This window comes from Novosphingobium resinovorum, assembly GCF_001742225.1.
Lineage (GTDB): Bacteria > Pseudomonadota > Alphaproteobacteria > Sphingomonadales > Sphingomonadaceae > Novosphingobium > Novosphingobium resinovorum_A.
Genome location: NZ_CP017075.1, coordinates 1,748,535 through 1,767,038, shown reverse-complemented (window position 1 = coordinate 1,767,038; position 18,504 = coordinate 1,748,535). Strand labels below are relative to the sequence as shown.

At 67.3% G+C, this 18,504-nt stretch carries 15 protein-coding genes; 6 read left to right on the top strand and 9 right to left on the bottom strand.

What is annotated here, in order from left to right; all coding sequences use genetic code 11:
- The first annotated feature begins 41 nt into the window (after positions 1–41).
- Both BES08_RS08175 and BES08_RS08170 read left to right on the top strand, forming a co-directional pair.
- Positions 42–1,415 (top strand): class II 3-deoxy-7-phosphoheptulonate synthase, encoded by a 1,374-nt coding sequence (locus BES08_RS08175; protein ID WP_036523741.1) that lies wholly within the window; start codon positions 42–44, stop codon positions 1,413–1,415.
- Between the two features lie 272 nt (positions 1,416–1,687).
- Positions 1,688–3,580, top strand: coding sequence for a CocE/NonD family hydrolase (locus BES08_RS08170; RefSeq protein WP_069708058.1), 1,893 nt, complete (start codon positions 1,688–1,690; stop codon positions 3,578–3,580).
- A gap of 183 nt (positions 3,581–3,763) precedes the next feature.
- On the opposite strand, the gene BES08_RS08165 is transcribed toward BES08_RS08170, so the two are convergent.
- The 9 genes from BES08_RS08165 to BES08_RS08125 form a co-directional block, all read right to left on the bottom strand.
- Positions 3,764–5,515 (bottom strand): chloride channel protein, encoded by a 1,752-nt coding sequence (locus BES08_RS08165; RefSeq protein WP_069708057.1) that lies wholly within the window; start codon positions 5,513–5,515, stop codon positions 3,764–3,766.
- 175 nt (positions 5,516–5,690) lie between these two features.
- On the bottom strand, positions 5,691–6,485 hold the full coding sequence (locus tag BES08_RS08160; RefSeq protein WP_069709195.1) for an SDR family oxidoreductase: 795 nt from the start codon (positions 6,483–6,485) through the stop codon (positions 5,691–5,693).
- Positions 6,486–6,621: 136 nt separating this feature from the next.
- Positions 6,622–7,065, bottom strand: coding sequence for an Rrf2 family transcriptional regulator (locus tag BES08_RS08155; protein ID WP_069708056.1), 444 nt, complete (start codon positions 7,063–7,065; stop codon positions 6,622–6,624).
- 135 nt (positions 7,066–7,200) lie between these two features.
- Positions 7,201–7,854, bottom strand: coding sequence for a YjbE family putative metal transport protein (locus BES08_RS08150; RefSeq protein WP_008831171.1), 654 nt, complete (start codon positions 7,852–7,854; stop codon positions 7,201–7,203).
- A complete protein-coding gene (locus BES08_RS08145; protein ID WP_069708055.1) occupies positions 7,851–8,921 on the bottom strand; it encodes a D-alanine--D-alanine ligase family protein in 1,071 nt (356 codons plus the stop codon). Before BES08_RS08145 ends, BES08_RS08150 begins: the two co-directional genes overlap by 4 nt.
- Positions 8,914–9,987, bottom strand: coding sequence for an AbrB family protein (locus BES08_RS08140; protein ID WP_069708054.1), 1,074 nt, complete (start codon positions 9,985–9,987; stop codon positions 8,914–8,916). The genes BES08_RS08145 and BES08_RS08140 overlap by 8 nt, the downstream gene beginning before the upstream one ends.
- A 102-nt stretch (positions 9,988–10,089) precedes the next feature.
- The gene (locus BES08_RS08135) at positions 10,090–11,391 is read right to left on the bottom strand and encodes a CitMHS family transporter (RefSeq protein ID WP_069708053.1); all 1,302 of its coding nucleotides are present in this window, start codon (positions 11,389–11,391) and stop codon (positions 10,090–10,092) included.
- Between the two features lie 41 nt (positions 11,392–11,432).
- Positions 11,433–12,917: an OprO/OprP family phosphate-selective porin gene (locus BES08_RS08130; RefSeq protein ID WP_069708052.1), complete on the bottom strand. Its 1,485-nt coding sequence runs from the start codon at positions 12,915–12,917 to the stop codon at positions 11,433–11,435.
- On the bottom strand, positions 12,914–14,011 hold the full coding sequence (locus BES08_RS08125) for an ABC transporter substrate-binding protein (protein ID WP_008831176.1): 1,098 nt from the start codon (positions 14,009–14,011) through the stop codon (positions 12,914–12,916). The genes BES08_RS08130 and BES08_RS08125 overlap by 4 nt, the downstream gene beginning before the upstream one ends.
- A gap of 96 nt (positions 14,012–14,107) precedes the next feature.
- On the opposite strand from BES08_RS08125, the gene BES08_RS08120 reads away from it, so the two are divergent.
- The 4 genes from BES08_RS08120 to BES08_RS08105 all read left to right on the top strand — a co-directional run bounded on the left by BES08_RS08120 (position 14,108) and on the right by BES08_RS08105 (position 18,286).
- Positions 14,108–14,773 carry a response regulator gene (locus BES08_RS08120; protein WP_008831177.1) on the top strand — a complete coding sequence of 222 codons (666 nt, stop codon included), beginning with the start codon at positions 14,108–14,110 and terminating at the stop codon, positions 14,771–14,773.
- Complete coding sequence (locus tag BES08_RS08115) at positions 14,770–16,143, top strand: sensor histidine kinase (RefSeq protein ID WP_008831178.1); 1,374 nt, start codon at positions 14,770–14,772, stop codon at positions 16,141–16,143. The genes BES08_RS08120 and BES08_RS08115 overlap by 4 nt, the downstream gene beginning before the upstream one ends.
- A 104-nt stretch (positions 16,144–16,247) precedes the next feature.
- Entirely contained in the window at positions 16,248–16,925 is a 678-nt protein-coding gene (locus BES08_RS08110) for a response regulator transcription factor (protein ID WP_197524437.1), read from the top strand.
- On the top strand, positions 16,922–18,286 hold the full coding sequence (locus BES08_RS08105; RefSeq protein ID WP_069708051.1) for a sensor histidine kinase: 1,365 nt from the start codon (positions 16,922–16,924) through the stop codon (positions 18,284–18,286). Before BES08_RS08110 ends, BES08_RS08105 begins: the two co-directional genes overlap by 4 nt.
- The last annotated feature ends 218 nt before the right edge of the window (positions 18,287–18,504 follow it).

The following is an 18,504-nucleotide window of genomic DNA, read 5'->3' as shown; positions in this document are numbered from 1 at the left end:
AGCCCACACAATCAGGTGACGGGCCAGAGGAGTACGATACAGTGGCTACCAACTGGACACCGGAGAGCTGGAAGACGCAAGAGGCGCGCCACCTCCCGGTTTATGGCGATCAGGCGAAACTCAGCGAGGTCGAGGCCACGCTTGCGAAGTTTCCGCCGCTCGTCTTTGCCGGTGAAGCCCGTGCTCTGAAGGCCGACCTTGCCGAAGTCGCCGCCGGTCGCGGTTTCCTGCTCCAGGGCGGTGACTGCGCCGAGAGCTTCGCCGAATTCAGCGCCGACAACATCCGCGACAGCTTCCGCGTGCTGCTGCAGATGGCGGTGGTGCTGACCTTCGCCAGCAAGCAGCCGGTGGTGAAGCTGGGCCGCATGGCCGGCCAGTTCGCCAAGCCGCGCTCGGCCCCGACCGAGATGGTCGGCGGCGTCGAGATGCCCAGCTACTTCGGCGACATCATCAACGGCATTGAAGGCAACGCCGAGGCGCGCCGCAACGATCCCGAGCGCATGCTGCGCGCTTACGGCCAGTCGTCCTCGACGCTGAACCTGCTGCGCGCCTTCGCGCACGGCGGCTATGCCAACTTGCGCCAGGTCCACCAGTGGACGCTCGACCACATCGGCCGCAGCCCCTGGGGCGAGAAGTTCTCGCAGATGGCCGATCGCATCGGCGAAGCGCTCGACTTCATGGCGGCTTGCGGTGTCGAACCCAGCTCGGTCCCGCAGCTTCAGGGCACCGACTTCTACACCAGCCACGAAGCGCTGCTGCTCCCTTACGAGCAGGCGCTGACCCGCCGCGATTCGCTGACGGGCGACTGGTACGACTGCTCGGCGCACATGCTGTGGATCGGCGACCGCACCCGCTTCGAGGGCTCGGCCCACGTCGAATACCTGCGCGGCGTCGGTAACCCGATCGGAATGAAGTGCGGTCCGTCGCTTGAGCCGGACGCGCTGCTGCGGATGCTCGACACGCTGAACCCGGGCCGCGAGCCGGGCCGCATGACGCTCATCAGCCGCTACGGCCACGACAAGGTCGAAGCCGGCCTGCCCAAGCTGGTGCGCGCGGTGAAGCGCGAAGGTCATCCGGTGGTGTGGTCCTGCGACCCGATGCACGGCAACGTCATCAAGTCGGACAGCGGCTTCAAGACCCGTCCGTTCGACCGCATCCTCGCCGAAGTGCGCGGCTTCTTCGCGGTCCACCGCGCGGAAGGCACGCATGCAGGCGGAATCCATATCGAGATGACCGGGCAGGACGTGACCGAGTGCACCGGCGGCGCCATCGCCATCACCGACGAGGCGCTGAAGGACCGCTACCACACGCACTGCGATCCGCGTCTGAACGGTGCGCAGTCGATCGAACTGGCGTTCGAGATGGCGGACCTGCTGAACCTTGAGGCTACTCAGGGGCAGAAGCAGGCGGCTTGAAGTTGAAGGGGAAGGCAGGGGTTTACCACCCCTGCACCCCGTGAAATGGCTTCGGTGTGCGCGCAGTTATGGCCCACACCGAAGCCCAAACTTCGTCATTGCGAGCGAAGCGAAGCACCCCAGGGCCGTGTAGTGCTGCCCTGGGTTGCTTCGCTTCGCTCGCAATGACGGATTGGGGAAGCGATGCCGATATACGGGGCCTGCGGAACGTAAACCCCTGCGTCTCTCTTCCCGTCTTGACCCCAGGAAATGCACGGTCCACCCATGCGACCATGACAAAGCATTTCCGCCCCCTCGGCTATACTGCCGCCGCCGTCGCGGCCCTCGCTCTTGCCTCGTCGCTTTCCGCGCAGGCGCCCACCGACACCATGATGAACGAGCAGGTGAAGTCGTACGACTGGGTTCGCCCTCAGGCGGACTACGTGCGCAAGACGGTGATGATCCCGATGCGTGACGGGACCAAGCTGTTCACCGTCATCATCTACCGCAAGGGCACGCAGGACGGCCCGATCCTGCTCAGCCGCACGCCGTACAATGCGGACAAGATGAGCAGCCGCAACCGCAGCCAGAAGATCGAGGAAATCCTGCCCGTCGCCGACGCCGAATTCGTCAACGACGGTTACATCCGCGTCTATCAGGACGTGCGCGGGCTGGACGGGTCGGAGGGCGACTACGTCATGAACCGGCCTTTGCGCGGGCCGCTCAACAAGACGAAGGTCGATCACGCCACCGACGCCTACGACACGATCGACTGGCTGGTGAAGAACGTGAAGGAAAGCAACGGCAAGGTCGGCATCACCGGCTCGTCGTATCTGGGCTTCACCTCGCTGATGGCGCTGATCGATCCGCACCCGGCGCTCAAGGCGGCCGTGCCGCAGAGCCCGATGGTCGATGGCTGGATGGGCGACGACTGGTTCCACAACGGCGCCTTCCGCATGTTCGGCTTCGATTACGACCTCGGCCAGACGGTGAAGAAAGGCGGCGGCGACGTTCCGCGCGGCGGCGGTGACGATTACACCGCCTACCTCGAAGGCGGCTCGGCGATGGACTATGCCAAGGCCTATGGGCTGCTCGACCTGCCGGTAGTGCGCAAGGTGCTGGAGCACCCGAGCTACGACGCATGGTGGCAGGGGCAGGCGGTCGACAAGCTGCTTGGCGCGCGCAAGCTGACGGTGCCGACGATGCTGGTGGTCGGCCAGTGGGACCAGGAGGACAGCTACGGCGCTCCGGCGGTCTATCAGGCGCTGAAGGCGGGCGGCAACGACAACGTCAGCCTCGTCATTGGTCCGTGGCGGCACTCTCAGGTGAACTACGAGGCGCGCGAACTTGGCCCGCTGAAGTGGGAGGGTGACACCGGCCTGCAGTTTCGCACGCAGTACATGAAGCCGTTCTTCGACTGTCACCTCAAGACGAACGCGCCCGCGTGCGATACGCCGCCGGTGCTGACGTACGCGACGGGCGAGAACAAGTGGGAGGTGTCGCAGGCATGGCCGGCGGGCGCCTATACGCCGCTCTACCTCGGCGCGAATTCCTCACTGTCGTGGACCAAGGGCGCGTCGGGTTCCGACAGCTACGTCTCCGACCCGGCCAAGCCCGTGCCGATGCTGCCGCGCCCCGTCCACATGAAGGGTGATGAGTGGAAGACCTGGCTGGTGCAGGACCAGCGCTTCGCTGACGGCCGTACCGACGTGCTCAGCTACCAGACCGGCGTGCTCGACAAGCCGGTCCACATCAAGGGCGCACCCAAGGTGGACTTGCGCGCGGCGACGTCCGGGCAGGACAGCGACTATGTCGTCAAGCTGATCGACGTCTACCCGCAGGAGAACACCGCCGATCCGAAGATGGCGGGCTACCAGCTGGGCATCGGCATCGAGATCTTCCGTGGCCGCTACGTCGGCGGTTTCGACAAGCCGCAGGCGCTGGAACCGGGCAAGGTCTACGACTTCAAGTGGGCACTGCCCAACGTCGATCATGTGTTCCTGCCGGGGCACAAGATCATGGTGCAGGTCCAGTCCAGCCTGTTCCCGCTCTACGATCGCAATCCGCAGAGCTGGGTGCCCTCGATCATGGACGCCAAGCCCAAGGACTACGTGAAGGCGACCGAGACGGTGCACTTCGGCGGCGATCAGGCCAGCGCGGTGTGGCTGCCGGTGGCTCAGGACTGATCTGAAAGGGACACCTCCTGCCAGCGGGAGGTGTCTCTCCAATTCAAAATTACGTTGTCACCCCCGCGAAGGCGGGGGCCCAGCTGATGACCGTGCAACATGCGATGTCATCAGTTGGGTTCCCGCCTTCGCGGGAATGACGAGGTAGGAAGACGACGGACCGGCCGGGCGCACCGCGCGCCCTCAATTCTCCCCGAACAGCTCCCGCTGCGAGGCTTCGATTTCCTCGAAGTAGCGCCGCCTCGCATGCCGTTCGGTCACCACGCCGACGACGTTGCCGACGCCGTCCACCACCGCCAGTTCGTCCGCCACGGCAAGGTCGAAGGCTTTCAGCATCGCCCGGATGTCCGTGACCGGCGATAGGGTGTTCGCCTGCAGCGTCGCCAGCGTGCCCACTTGTGTATCGGGCGCCAGTTCGGGATTGTACGCCGAAGCCGTCGCCACGATCCCGGCGTAGTGCCCCTCGTCATCGAGCAGGATCGCCTTGCTCGTCGAACCCAGCGGCACTTGCGCGCGGAAGTCTGCGACCGAGAGGCTGGCCGCTGCGCTCTTCCAGTCCTTGCGCATGATGCGCCCGGCCGTCAGCGCCAGCATCCAGCCGATATCGCGCGGGGACCGGATGATCGAGCCGCGCACGTGCAGGCGCCAGGTGGAGAACGAATAGCCGAAGGTCTCGCGGGTCAGCGCGCTCGACACCAGCGAGGCGGTCAGCACAACGCCCATCAGCGCGAAGTCGTGGGTGGTCTCCAGCATCAGCATGGCGAGCGTCATCGGGCCGCCCACCACCGAGACCGCGAGCGCCGACATGCCGACCAGCGCTGCGTCGTTGATGTCGAGCGCGATACCAGCCATCGATGCGAGCGCGGCGAAGATCAGCCCGACCAGCGAGCCGATGAACAGCGAGGCGAAGAACAGGCCGCCGCGAAATCCGAAGGCGATCGAGATCGCGGAGGCCAGCACCTTGAGCACCAGCACGGTGACGAGGAACTGCAGCGCCGGTTGCATCGCGATGTTAAGGTGCATCGCCCCGTGCCCGGCGGAAAGCGTCTGCGGGGTCACCATGGCGAGCGGCATCAGCAGGAATCCGCCGATCACCGGCTTCCAGCGTGCGATGCGACCGCTTACGCCCTGCATCTTCTGCTCCGCGAACGTGACGAGGCGCATCATCGCGATGCCCACCAGCGCGCAGGCGAGGCCCAGGATCGTGTAGATGAAGTAGTCGCCGGTAGTCAGTGTCCGGTCGGCGGCGGTGGCGATGAGGTAGGGCTCCACCCCCAGCGCCCGCGTCACGAAGGCGGCACCCAGCGCGGCAGCCACGACCGGAGCGATCGCGGCGGGCGTATATGTTCCGATGACGATTTCGAAGGCGTAGAACGCGCCCGCCAGCGGCGCTCCGAACGCGGCGCCGACCGCTGCGCCCGCGCCCGCGCCGACAAGGGTGCGCATGTCCGAGCGGCGCAGCTTGAACCACTGCCCCAGCACCGAGGCGACGCCGCCGCCCATCTGCGCATAAGCCGCCTCCAGCCCCACCGATGCACCCGCGCCGTTGGAGAGGATCGTCTGGACCGAGATCACCAGGTTGTCGACGAAGGGAATGCGGCCGCTGTGCAGCGCGTTGGCCTCGACGACGTCGATCGGGGCGCGGCGGCGGGCTTTCAGGAAATGCGTCATTGCCACCAGCACCAGCCCGCCCAGCGGCAGCGCCAGCAGCCGCCACCAGTTGCGGATCTCGCCGAGCGCACTCAGCCGGTTGTCGCCGATGCCGTAGAGCAGTCGCTGGATGCCGTGGGCGATGAAGCCCTGCAGGTTCGTTAGCCAGCCCGCCGCCAGCCCGGCGACGAGGGCCAGCACGATGAAGGCCATTTCGCTCGACCGCAGCCGCTGGCGCTGCCGGATGGCCAGGGCCTTGAGAGCGTGAATCCCCATGCGTCGCATCGGGCCGATTGGGCCGGGCAGGGAGGGGGAGTCAAGCGGAAGTAAGATGGGAAAAGACCCACCCCCAGCCCCTCCCGCAGGCGGGAGGGGAGAAACAGCGCCACGCTCTCCCGCCCGCGGGAGGGCCGGAAGGCTTGGGAGCGCAGCGACCTAGCCGTACGGGGTGGGTGTTCGCTTACTTCGGCGGCATGCGGATCGCGCCGTCGAGGCGGATGCATTGGCCGTTGAAATAGATGTTGCGCACCAGTTCGAGCACCAGCGAGCCGAACTCCTCCGGATTGCCGAGACGGCGCGGGAAGGGCACCGCCTTGCCGAGGTTCTCGTACACTTCGGGCGCATGTTCCTTGACGCGCAGCATTGGCGGCGTCGCGAAAGTGCCCGGCATGATCGCGTTGACGCGGATGCCGAGGTCCATGAGGTCGCGCGCCATCGGCAGGACCATCGCGTTCACCGCGCCCTTGCCGCCGCCGTAGGCGACCTGACCGATCTGTCCGTCCTCTGCGGCGGCCGAGGAGGTGAGGATGATCGTGCCGCGTTCGCCGTCCTCGTTCAGGGTTTCCGCCGTTGCCATGCCCAGCGCCGCGATCGAGGCGACGCGGTAGGAGGCGGTGAAGATTCCTTCGGCCGACTTGGCGATCTGCTCGGTCGGCGTGCGCTTGTAGCCGCCGGTCTTCTTGTCGAACGAGACGGTCTTGCCGCCGCCCGCGACGATTGCGCAGTGGACGACGATGCGCTCCTGCCCATGGGCCTCGCGCGCCTTGGCGAAGCCGGCCTCGACGCTCTCCTCGCTGGTGATGTCGACGTTGCAGAACACGCCGCCGATTTCCGCCGCGAAGGCTTCGCCCGCTTCCTCGCTGATGTCGAAGATGGCGACCTTGACGCCTGCATCGGCCAGCGCCTTCGCACTCGCCCGGCCAAGGCCCGAGGCGCCGCCGGTGACCACGGCGGCAAGGGTGTTGTCGATCTTCATGTTCATCTCCCCGAATCGTATCGAGGGTCTGGCTAGCGCAGCCCGCTCCGCCGTGTCGCGGCGCCGATGCTAACCCGGTGCAAGTATCGCTCGGGCGTCCCCGCGGTTCTGGCGCCCAGGCCCTCGGACGGCGTCGTCAGAGCGCCTGATCGGTCGGGGCGAAAGCGCGGAAAATACGCCGCAGATCGTCACGGCGGGTCAGTGCATCGGCCAGTGTGTAACGGTCAAGCACGTCGAGGAAGGCGCGCGTCGCCTCGTTGAAGACGCGCGGCAGGGTGCAGGCGGTGCGCACTATGCAGTTTGTACAGTCGACCAGCTGGAAGCCGGTTTCGGTATGACGTACGACCTCGCCGACGGTGATCTCGTTCGCCTGGCGGCCCAGCCTTAGCCCGCCGCCACGACCGCGCACGGTTTCGAGAAACCCGGCCTGGCCAAGATCCTGCACCACTTTCATCAGGTGGTTGCGTGAAATGTCGTAAGTCTGCGCGATCTCGGCGATAGAGGAGAGGTCCCCTTCGTCCCGCGCACCGACATGCAGCAGGACGCGCACGGCATAGTCGGTGTAACGGGTCAGTTGCACGCAGGCGTTCCGAAGCTGGTCATCGGATACTCATGCCGTGCAAGTGCAGTGCGATGCAACCCGTGCCGATACAATGTCTCATCGCGGGGCGGTCGGACGGCAGGCGGTTCGCCGCCTGCCGTCCGCATCTATCGTTCAGAACAGGGCAATGATTCCGCGCGAAGGATCGACGAGGCCCTCCCAGATCATCTTGCCCGCGACCCACAGGATCACCAGCAGGCCGACGTAGGCGAGCCAGCGATAGGTCTCGATGACGCGCGCCAGAACGTTGGCGGCGATGCCCATCAGCGCGACCGAGAGGATCAGGCCGACCGCGAGGATGCCGGGGTGGTCGCGCGCGGCGCCCGCGACGGCCAGCACATTGTCGATGCTCATGCTGACGTCGGCGACGGCGACGGCCCATGCCGCGCCGGCGAAACTGCGCGGGGCGACCTTGGCGATGGTCGAGTCGGGTTCGTCGTCGCTGCGGTCCTCGCGCAGTTCGCGCCACATCTTCCATGCCACCCAGATCAGCAGCAGGCCGCCCGCGAAGACGAGCCCGACGATCTGCATCAACTGGCTGACCACGAGCGCGAAAGCGACGCGCAGCACCAGAGCGGCGATCACGCCGATCATGATGACCTTGCGGCGCATCGCGGCCGGAAGCCCGGCGGCGAGCGCGCCGACGACGATCGCGTTGTCGGCGGCCAGCATGATGTCGATCAGCACCACCTGCCCGAAGGCGGACAGCGCAGCCGGTGAGCCGATGTTGGAGAAGTCGGCAACAATGTGCTGCCAAAGGTCAGTCATGCGATATTGTCCCTGTTGGTCCACGCGCCGCGGATGGCTGCGACGAGGAGGTCTGCGTAGCGCCAGCCTATGGCGGCGGCGGCGATTGTGGAAAGGCTGTCCTCATGGTCGCGGCCAGGTCGGCCCGCGCCGGTGAGGTTGGGTTTGATGTTGACGTCGAACAACAGGTAGTCGCCGGTCGCGTCCTGGCGGCAGTCGATCCGCATCGGGGTGCGGATTCCGATGATCGCGGCGGCCCGTTCGCAGGCGGCGGTGACCGCGACGATGGCCGGGTCAGCGCATTCCTCGCCCGTCATCGCCGCGCTGTTGGTGCTGACGGGGACGTCGCCGTTGTAGGGCGCGACGTCGTCATGCTGGTCGAATCGGCGGACCGGGGGCAGGGCGAAGGGCTTGCTCTCGCCTTCGCGTGCGGCTGCGGGCATGACCGTGATGGTGATTTCCTGACCCGGCAGGAACTGCTCGATCATGATCGCGGTGCCGAACTTGCCGCCTGCGACGATGGCGCGGGTGGCTGCAATCATCTCTTCAACGCTGCGCGCGACGCTGACGCCCTGACTGCCGCGACCGCGCAGGGGCTTCACCACCAGCGGGAGGTGCCCGGCGAAGGCGGCAAGCTGTGCCTCGATATCGGGCGCGGCGCCGTCGACCACCCAGGAACCGGCGACGGGCAGGCCCTCGGCGGCGAGGCGGGCGTTGGTGGCGGCTTTGTCGTCCACCTCTTGCATGGTGCGCGGATCGGCGCTGACCACCCATGCGCGGCGGCTGGCGGCTTCGATCGGGTGGCCGTCGAACACGACGGTGTTGGCCCAGAGCAGCGTCGCGCCTGCTGCCAGCGCGGCGTCGATGCCGTCGGGCGTGTCGGGCCAGACCCAGTCGAACACCGATGTGGGATCGGGATCGGCCACCGGCGTCACCAGCGTGCAGCCGACCGAGCGCAGCGCGACGCCCATGTCGGCGCCGCTGTCAGAATAGCCGCCGGGCTTGGCGTCCTTGCGCTGGCCGTCGATCACCGGCGGTTCGATCGCCTGGTAGAGGATGGCGATCTGTTCGCGGAAGGGATCAGGCATCTGGCGACCTCATGAACGTGAACGCGGCGGGCGCGCCGATGATGACCAGCACCACGCGGACGAGGTGGTGGACGACCACGAAGCTTGCCTCCAGTGCGAGGCTGAGGGCCACCATGCTCATTTCCGCCACGCCGCCGGGCGAGTAGGCCAGCGTCAGCAGCGCCGGGTCCAGTCCGGTAGCCCAGCCGATGCCGAATGCCCAGACGAAGGTTATGACCAAGAGGATCGCGGTCGATCCCGCCGCCAGCATCAGCGTGCGCAGCAGCGTCGGCAGGTCCAGCCCTACGAAACGGCAGCCGATCGTCGCGCCGAGGCCGACCTGCGCGGCGGCGATGGCCCATGCCGGGATGTGGAAGTCGCTGAGGCCCGTCAGGTGGACGGCGGCGCTGACGAACAGCGGCCCCATCAGGTGCCACGCGGGGAGTTTCAGCGCGCGGCCGATCACGCTGCCGACGATCATGCAGCCTAGCGCCCATGGCAGCAAGGTCCAGTCGGCCACGCCCGAAACCTGGGGAGGAAGCGGGGCGTGGCCGGTCTCCGCCTCGAACAGGCGGATGAGGAAGGGGAGGATGAAGACGACGAGGAAGATCCGCGCGCCGTGTATCAGGCCGATCGTGCGCTCGTCCGCGCCGCGCTCGGAGCCGAGGACGACCATCTCGGCGATGCCTCCCGGCATTCCGGCGAAGTAGGCGGTGGGCGGGTCGAACTTTGCGATCTTGCGGAAATAGAAGACGCAGGCGATGGCGGCGCTGGTCAGGAACAGCGGTAGCAGTGCGATCGGCACGATCCACTGCGCCGCCTGCGCGGCTATGCCGGGGTGGAACGCACTGCCCAGCACGACGCCGAGCACGGCCGACATCGGCCTGCGGGTGGCGGAATTCGCGGCGATCGGCAGGCGCGCGATGCTGCCCGCCGCGCACGCGGTCATCGATCCCAGCACCCACGGCAGCGGGGCATGGATCGACCAGAAGAAGGCGCCGCCGCACGCGCCGACGGCGAGTGCGGCGATGAAGCGCAGGATGACGCCCAGCGTCCCCGCGTCACCGATGATCCCCCGCACCGTCATTGCGAGCCCCGCAGGGGCGCGGCAATCCAGCGCGGCATGAGGCCGCCCTGGATTGCTTCGCTATGCTCGCAATGACGAAGGGGAGAGATCATCATGCGGCATTCACCCCACGAACGGGAAGGCCAGCACCGCCATGCCCACCACGGTCATGACGAGGCAGCACAGCGCCGCCGGGACCAGCGTGAACTTCTGGTGGTCCGCCAGATCCACGCCGGCAAGGCTCACCAGCAGGTAGGTCGAGGGCACCAGCGGGCTGAGCAGGTGGACCGGCTGGCCCATCAGCGAGGCGCGGGCGATCGCCATCGGCTCGACGCCGTAGTGCGCACCGGCTTCGGCCAGGATCGGCAGCATGCCGAAGTAGAAGGCGTCGTTCGAGATGAAGAACGTGCCCGGCAGGCTGATGAGGGCGGTGATCGGCGCCATGTAGGGGCCGAGGACCGGCGGGATCAGCCCGACGACTTCCTTGCTCATCGCCTCGACCATGCCGGTGCCTGAGAGGATGCCAGTGAAGATGCCCGCCGCGAAGATCAGCGAGACGACCGAGAGGACGTTGCCCGCATGCGCGCTGATGCGCTCCTTTTGCGACTTGGTGTCCGGGTAGTTGGCGATCATCGAGATGGCGAAGGCCAGCATCATCAGGATCGGCAGCGGCAGCACGCCCCAGACCAGCAGCACCAGCAGCGCGATGACGAGCGCGCCGTTGAACCAGATCATCTTCGGGCGGCGCGCCTCGGGCCACTGCGAGACGGCGAGGTCGCTCGCCTCCAGCGCGGCGAGGTTCTCCACCTTGCCGATGCGGCGGCGCTCCTTGCGGCCGAAGTAGATGGCAAGGCCGATCAGGAACGCGAGGCCCGCGATCATGCCGGGAATCAGCGGCAGGAACAGCGCGGCGGGATCGAGCTTCAGGGCGCTGGCGGCGCGCGCCGTCGGCCCGCCCCACGGCGTCAGGTTCATCACGCCGCTCGTCACCATCAGCAGGCAGACAAGGTAGAGGCGGTTCATGTCGTAGCGCTTGTAGAGCGGCAGCATGGCGGCCATCGTGATGATGTAGGTGGTCGACCCGTCGCCATCGAGGCTGACGAGCGCGCACAGGACGACCGAGCCGATCAGGATCAGCATCGGGTCGCCATGGACCAGCCGGATCAGCTTGCCGACCAGCGGGTCGAACAGGCCGGTGTCGGTCATCGTGCTGAAGAACAGGATCGCGAACAGCAGCATGACGCCGGTTGGCGCAAGGTTCTTGACGCCGTCGATCATCATGTCGCCCAGCCCGGCGTGGAAGCCGGCGAGAAGCGCGAACGTGGTGGGCACGACGCTCAGCGCGACCAGCGGGGTCATCCGCTTGGTCATGATGAGCGTCATGAAGGTGGCCACCATCAGGAAGCCGATAAGGGCGAGACTCATTGTTGGTCCCCGGTTCTGGTCATGGTTTGAAAGGGAAAGGCTTAGAAGGTGACGCCGACGCGCGCGGTGAGCGTCTCGCCGTCATCCTTGCCGGTGTAGATCCCGGCGGTGTTCTCGGTGTTCCAGTGGATCGCGTTGACCTGGAAGCGCACGAAGCTGTTGAGATACCAGTTCGCGCCCAGCGTCGCCGCCCAGCCCTGAGCAGGCGTGGCGATGTCCTTGAATTCCAGGTTCTCGTAGCGCGCGGTCAACTCGATCGCGCCCGGGCCGCCGTCGAAGACGGGGCGCAGCACCTTGGGCTGGCCGAAGCTGCCGAGGCGCGGGTTGTAGGGCGGCAGGTCGCCGGTGATGAAGAAGCCGCCCGAGACGCTCCATGCCTGCGTGACGAAGTCCGGGCGTCCGTTGTCGAGCCGGGCGTGGCGTTCGCCTGCCTCGGCCATGACCCACAGCGGGCCGGTGTAGCCGCCGAGTTCCGCGCCGTAGCCGGTGGTGCCGGTGCCGCCGATGATGTCGCCGGTCGACAGCCGCAGCGCGCCGTTGAAGCGGCCGCCGATCACGGTGTTGCGGCCCAGCGTGTTCTTGCCCGGCTGGAGGTGCTCGTCGAAGCCCCAGATGCCGAGGTGGAGCACCTGACGCGGGCTCTTGATCGGGTTCCAGTGCGCGCGGGCGATCACGGTGCGGTTGTCCGAGGTGGACTGGTCGCCGTCGATGCGGTCGCCGGTGACGGTGAGCGAGGCGTGGCCGGTCTTCCAGAACAGGCGCGGCATGATGCCGAGGCCATAGAAGGCGCGCTGCGGGATGATCGCGGTGGCGACCACGGTGCGCTCGGCGAACGGGGTGGAGTCCGAACCGGTCGAGCCTTCGAAGCTGCGGTCGTTGAACAAGTGGCCGACGCGCACGTCGTAGTCGAGGCCGGGCGCGATCTTGTTCTTCCAGCCGATGAAGGCGGTGACGACGTCGACCGCGTTCTCGGAGAAGTCGCTTTCGAACTGGTAGAACAAGTGGCTGCCGACGGTGCCCTCAAGGCCCATGCGCAGCGCGCGCATGCCGGTGGTCGTCAGGTTGCGGCCGTCGTACTTGGAGCCACGGGTGGTGCTGACGTCGGTGATGATGCGGCCGCGCGGCTTGAAGCTGAAGGTGCCGTCGCCCGAGTGGAATACCGGCAGGCCCTGGCCCCATTCGGTCGTCACGTCCGTCGCGGCGACGGCGGTGGCGCGCACGCGCTCGATGTCGCGCTCGGCGGGGCCGGGGGGAAGAAGCTGGGCCGCATAGGGCTGGGTCGAGAGGATGGTCGGCGCGGCCTGCTCGGGTTCGGCGGCAGCGACTACGGGAGCGCTTTGCTGCGGCGCTGCTGCAGCGGTGCGGGTGGCTTCCAGCGCATCGACGCGCTGGCGCAGCGAGGCGATCTCGGCGGCCTGCGCGCGCACCAGATCGGCGAGTTCGTCGCGCGTCGGCGCTTGCGCCAGCGCGGGGTTGGCAACTGCCAGTGCAAGGAATGCTGCACTGGCCATCAGAGTACGGGTCATGGTTTTTGTTCTCTCCCTGTGACCAGAGCGGCGTTCCATTCGCGCAGGAATCGCTGCCGGGTCAGGTGATCCAGATTGACGAGAAGTTGAGGGCCGACGCGCACTACGCGCGTCTGCTGCGTAGGCAGGCGGCGGGCGGGTACGTCGGTGCGCACCGGCCACAGACTGTGCCGGGCAAGCTGGGCCTGCCCGGCGCGCGAAAGAAGGAAATCGAGGAACAGCTTCGCCGCCGCCGGATGGCGCGCGTCCCGTCCGATGAAGGCGATGCGCGAAGTGACGAGCGTGTAGTCCTTGGGGAACACCACACCCAGCTGCGGACTGCGGCGCGCCTGCTCCAGCGCGTAGGAGCCGATGACATTGTACGCGATCGCCAGCTTGCCGGAGGCGACGCCCGCCAGCATCGGCTGGGTGCTGATTTCCAGAACGGGGCGCGTCGCGCCGATCGCCTCGACCAGCGAGCGGGTGTCGCGCGTCGCGAGGAAGTCCTGCGAGAGATAGAGATAGCCGGTGTTGGAGCGGGCCGCATCGAACGTCGCGACCTTGCCGGTGAATTCGACGCGGCGGCGGCGGAGCAATTCCTCGAGTGCCTGATGCGTGCGCGGGGCCTGTGCGTCCGATATGATCCTGCGGTTGTAGACGAAGCCGATCGGCTCGGCGGTGACGCCGTAGCCCATGTTCTTCCACACCGCCGTTTCGGGCAGGGCGGGCTTCTCGGGGCTGGCGTACTGCTGCGCGTAGCCGTCGTTGATGAGCTTGATCTGCTGGTCCATCGCCGAGGACCACACGATGTCGGCCGAATACTGGCGGCTGCGCGTCTCGCGGGTGTAGCGCTGGTACATCTCGGTCGAGCCGATGTCGGCGTAGTAGACCGCGATGCCGGGGAAGAGCCGTTTGAACTCCGCCACCACCGGCACCATCTCGGCGCGGTCGGCATTGGCGTAGATGCGTACCTTGCCGTCGGCGCGGGCGTCGGCGATCAGCGTGTCGTAGCTGCGCGGATAACCGGAGGGGCGCTGCGGCGCCTCGGGCTTCTGCGCGGCTGCGGGTCCGGCCAGAAGGACCGCTAGTGCCAGAACAGGGGTGAAAGAACGCATTGTCGACTCCTCTCGCTTTCCGCCTCTATGTTCGGATAAGCAGCGCTCGATGATGTACGTTTTCAACCTGTCACTGACCTTTCATGGATTTCGATCGTGAGAATCCTCATCGTTGAAGACGACGCGGCACTGGCACGGGGCATCCTTTCGCTGCTGCGCGCGGCGGGACACGCGGTCGATCACGTGGCGGGCGGGGAGGAAGCGCTGTCGGTTTCGGCGACCGAGCCGTATTCGCTGGTGATCCTCGACGTCGGCCTGCCCGACATCGACGGGTTCCAGGTGCTCGCTCGCCTGCGCGCGCGGGGCGACCAGTCGCAGGTGCTGATGCTGACCGCGCGTGACGGCCTCGACGACCGGGTGCGCGGCCTCGACCTCGGCGCCGACGATTACTTGCGCAAACCCTTCGAGGTGGAGGAACTGGAGGCCCGCGTGCGTGCGCTGGGCCGCCGCCGGGGCGGCGACGCCGCGCCCGAGATCGCCATCGGGGCGATGACGGTGAACCGCTCTACCGGCCGCGTCGAGGTGGCGGGGCGCCTGATCGAACTGCGCCGCCGCGAATGGGCGGTGCTGGAGGCTCTGGCGGCGCGGGCGGGCCAGATCGTCAACCGCGAGACCTTGCAAGCCGAGGTCTTCGGCTTCGACGATCCGGTCGGTTCCAACGCGCTGGAGGTCAACGTCACCCGCCTACGCAGCAAACTCGCACCCGACGGCCCAGCGATCCGCACCGTGCGCGGGGTGGGTTACATGCTCGACCGGTCATGAGCGGCGGTGCGGGCAGAGCCATTTCCCTGCGCTTCCGCCTTCTGCTGGCGATGTTCGGGCCGCTGGCGGCGCTGGCGCTGGTGCTGGGACTGCTCGGCTGGGTACTGATTTCCGACGTCGTGCGCCGCACCAACGACCGCGTGCTCGGCGGTGCGCTGGGCGCCATCGCCGAGACCGTGCAGGTTGAGCGCGGCGAGGTTACTCTCGACCTGCCGCCCGCCGCTTTCGGCATGCTGGAGAACTCCGAGCGCGACAACGTCTACTACCGGATCGCCGTGGGCAATACGTTGCTCACCGGCTACGCGGATCTGCCCGCGCCCGACATTTCCGTGCTCTCCGTCGATGAGCCGCGCTTCCGTTTCGCGCAGTTTCGCGGCCAGCGCATCCGCATAGCCGAGATCCGCCGCAACCTGCCGCGGATCGATGCGCCGGTCGTGGTGCAGGTGGCCGAGACGCTGCAGAACCGTAATTCCCTGCGCGACAAGCTGATGATCGCGCTGCTGATCGGCGAGTGCGTGCTGGTCGGCATCGTGCTCCTGCTGATCCGCCCCGCGCTCGGGTGGAGCCTGCGGCCACTCTCGGACCTGCGCGGCGTGATCGAGGCGCGTGATACCCGCGCCGCACCCGATCTCTCGCCGCTGCGCACCGGACCGTTGCCGACCGAACTGCGCCCGCTGTCGCGCTCGTTCGACCGGCTTCTGGCGCGGCTTGACGATGCCACCACCGGCATGCGCCGCTTCACCGCCGATGCTTCGCACCAGATGCGTACGCCGCTCTCGGTGCTCAAGGTGCAGGTCGCGCTGGCGCGGCGCGGCTCGGGCGAGGCGCTGCACGAGATCGAGGAGGCGACCGACCGCCTCGAACGCCTGCTGACGCAGCTCCTCACGCTTGCCCGTGCCGACGAGGCGGGGGTGCTGCCGCCTGACCACGAGATCGATCTCAAGGAACTGAGCCAGCACGTGATCTCCCGCCGCATCCGGCAGGCGATCGAGGCGGACGTCGAATTGCTACTCGAGGCCGGAGACGGGCCTTACCGCATCCACGGACATCGCACGCTGGTGTTCGAGATGCTGTCCAACCTCGTCGACAACGCGATCCGCTACAATCGCCCCGGTGGCATGGCGCAGATCGAACTGAGCGCGGAAGCGGGTGTGGTCCGGCTCGCGGTGGTCGATACCGGCCCCGGCATTCCGGCCGAACTGCGCGAGATGGCGATGTCGCGCTTCGCCCGGCTGCAGGGCGAGCGCGGGCCGCCCGGCAGCGGCCTCGGCCTGGCCATCGTCAAGTCCACCGCCGAGCGCATGGGCGCACAGCTCGAACTCGGCGATGCGAAGCCGGGCCTGCGGGTGACGGTGACTTTCACGGTTTGACGATCGCTGCCATCTCGCTGGTGGTCATGCGGAAATCCGGGCACTATGATGGGGCAATTCACCCTCGCGCTTTCATGGAGCGCAATTTCACGGGGCACGTCCGCATGAGCCTGCAGATCCTCCTGGTCGAGGACGATTCCCACCTTCGTCGCCAGCTTACCGAGCAACTCGGGCATTTCGAGCACGAGGTGCAGCCGGTCGGGGACGGGCAGGAAGCGCTGTCGCTGCTGGGCAGACGGCCCTTCGACGCGGTTGTGCTCGACTGGATGCTGCCGACGATGGACGGCGTCACGCTGCTGCGGGAGATGCGCGGGCAGGGCATGACCATGCCGGTGCTGATGCTGACCGCGCTTGGCCAGACGCTCGACAAGGTCGAGGGGCTGGAGGCGGGTGCCGACGACTACGTGGTAAAGCCGGTCGATCCGCTCGAACTGAACGCGCGGCTCAATGCCCTCGTGCGGGCGCGGCGGACGACCGAGCAGCCCAGTGATACGATTGCTGCGGGCGATATCGTGATCAGCCCCTCGCGCCTCATGGTCTGGCGCGGCGGGCAGCCGCTGGCGCTTTCGCAGACCGAGTTCCGGCTACTGCTGGCCCTCGCACGCGATGCCGGCGAAGTGGTGACGCGGCCCATGCTGATCGAGCGGATCTGGGGGCAGGACTTCGAGACCACGACCAACATCGTCGATGCCCATATACGCCAGTTGCGCGTCAAGCTGTTGCAGCACGGTGACGATCCGATCGCCACCGTGCGCGGCATGGGGTACGTGCTGCGGGCATGAGGCCGCTCCCCCGATCCCTGCGCGGCCTCACCGTGGTGTTCCTCGCGCTGTTCCTGACGGTGACGGCGCTGGCGGGGTTCGGAACCTTCTTCGCGACCGCCTCGATGGTGCGGGTGCTGGTGGATGAGCGCATCGAGTCGGAGAGCGAGACGCTGGTGCCGAGGGGGACCACTCCGAACCGTGCGGAACTGAGCCAACATATCATGGAGATGGCGCGGCAGCGCGATACCGGCGACCTCGGCGTGCTGCTGAGCGATGCGCACGGGAACCCCATCGTCGGCAATGTCCGGCTGAACCGGGAACTGCCGCTGGGTTACTCCACGCTCGGACGGCAGGACCGGATCGCGGGGCTCAGCGCGGGCCGCGTGCTGATCCGCGAGATCGGCGGCGGCATGCGCCTTGCCATCTTCGCCGAGACGGAGCCGGTCGACAACTATTTCGCCGCGCGCCGCCGGATCTACTTCGCCGGGTTCGGCGCCATCGTGCTGGTGGTGCTGTGGGGACTGCTGGCATTCCGGCGCCTGGTCGGCAAGCGCATCGACGCGGTGCGCCACACGGCGGAATCGATCATCGAGGGCGACCTTGCCCAGCGCGTCCCGATGCCCGGCGACGGCGGCGAGTTCGACCAGCAAGCGGGTGCCTTCAACCGCATGCTCGACCGCATCGGCCAGCTTATGGGCGAAATCCGCAACGTCTCCAACGACATATCGCACGAGATGCGCACCCCGTTGGCGCGGCTGCGCAACGAACTGGCGCTGCTGGAACAGAGCGCCGCCGCCGAGCCCGTGCGAGATCGCGTGGCGATGGCGCGCATGCAGGCCGACGAACTGCTCGGCATGTTCGCCGCGATGCTGCGGATCGCCGAGATCGAGGACGGCTCGCGCCGCGCCGGTTTCCGGCCGCTCGACATGGGCGAACTGGCGGCCGAGATCGTCGAGATGGTGCAGCCCGTCGCGCAGGAGCGCGGCCAGCGCGTGCTGATGGAACGCGCCGACGAGGCAAAGCTGGTCGGCGACCGGCAGCTTCTGTCGCAGCTTCTGGTCAACATGCTGGAGAACGCGGTTCGGCATACCCCTTCGGGCACGCGGATCAGGGTTTCGGTCGCGCGCGAGGCGCAGGCGGTGGTGCTTGTCGTCACCGACGATGGCCCGGGTATCCCCGCAAGCCAGCGCGAGCATGTGATGCGCCGGTTCGGACGGGTCGAGCGGTCGGGCCAGAATGGTGGGCATTATGGTGGGCAGGGCGGTGGCCATGGCCTGGGTCTGCCGCTGATGGAAGCGATCGTGCGCCTCCACCGGGGAACGTTGGCGCTTGAGGATGCCGGGCCGGGGCTGCGCATCGTGGCGCGGTTGCCGGTTTGAAGCACCGTCGTCATCCCAGCAAAGGCTGGGACCTCATGCCGACAAAACCCAACTGTCGACAGGTCGTCTGAACGACAGCGAAGGGTAACACGCCAGCGGTCCCAGCCTTCGTTGGGATGACGGGCTATATCTCGTGGCTCTCTGCAAACGCAAAAAGACCGGCGTAACGCGGGGGATGCGTCACGCCGGTCCAGTAGCAGATCGCGCGGGAGGCGGTT

Coding starts and splice junctions, on each gene's coding strand:
- BES08_RS08145 (WP_069708055.1), bottom strand. CDS start 8,921: ATGCCTGATCCCTTCCGCGAACAGATCGCCATCCTCTACCAGGCGATC.
- BES08_RS08140 (WP_069708054.1), bottom strand. CDS start 9,987: ATGACGGTGCGGGGGATCATCGGTGACGCGGGGACGCTGGGCGTCATC.
- BES08_RS08170 (WP_069708058.1), top strand. CDS start 1,688: ATGACAAAGCATTTCCGCCCCCTCGGCTATACTGCCGCCGCCGTCGCG.
- BES08_RS08130 (WP_069708052.1), bottom strand. CDS start 12,917: ATGACCCGTACTCTGATGGCCAGTGCAGCATTCCTTGCACTGGCAGTT.
- BES08_RS08115 (WP_008831178.1), top strand. CDS start 14,770: ATGAGCGGCGGTGCGGGCAGAGCCATTTCCCTGCGCTTCCGCCTTCTG.
- BES08_RS08135 (WP_069708053.1), bottom strand. CDS start 11,391: ATGAGTCTCGCCCTTATCGGCTTCCTGATGGTGGCCACCTTCATGACG.
- BES08_RS08160 (WP_069709195.1), bottom strand. CDS start 6,485: ATGAAGATCGACAACACCCTTGCCGCCGTGGTCACCGGCGGCGCCTCG.
- BES08_RS08110 (WP_197524437.1), top strand. CDS start 16,248: ATGAGCCTGCAGATCCTCCTGGTCGAGGACGATTCCCACCTTCGTCGC.
- BES08_RS08105 (WP_069708051.1), top strand. CDS start 16,922: ATGAGGCCGCTCCCCCGATCCCTGCGCGGCCTCACCGTGGTGTTCCTC.
- BES08_RS08150 (WP_008831171.1), bottom strand. CDS start 7,854: ATGACTGACCTTTGGCAGCACATTGTTGCCGACTTCTCCAACATCGGC.
- BES08_RS08125 (WP_008831176.1), bottom strand. CDS start 14,011: ATGCGTTCTTTCACCCCTGTTCTGGCACTAGCGGTCCTTCTGGCCGGA.
- BES08_RS08165 (WP_069708057.1), bottom strand. CDS start 5,515: ATGCGACGCATGGGGATTCACGCTCTCAAGGCCCTGGCCATCCGGCAG.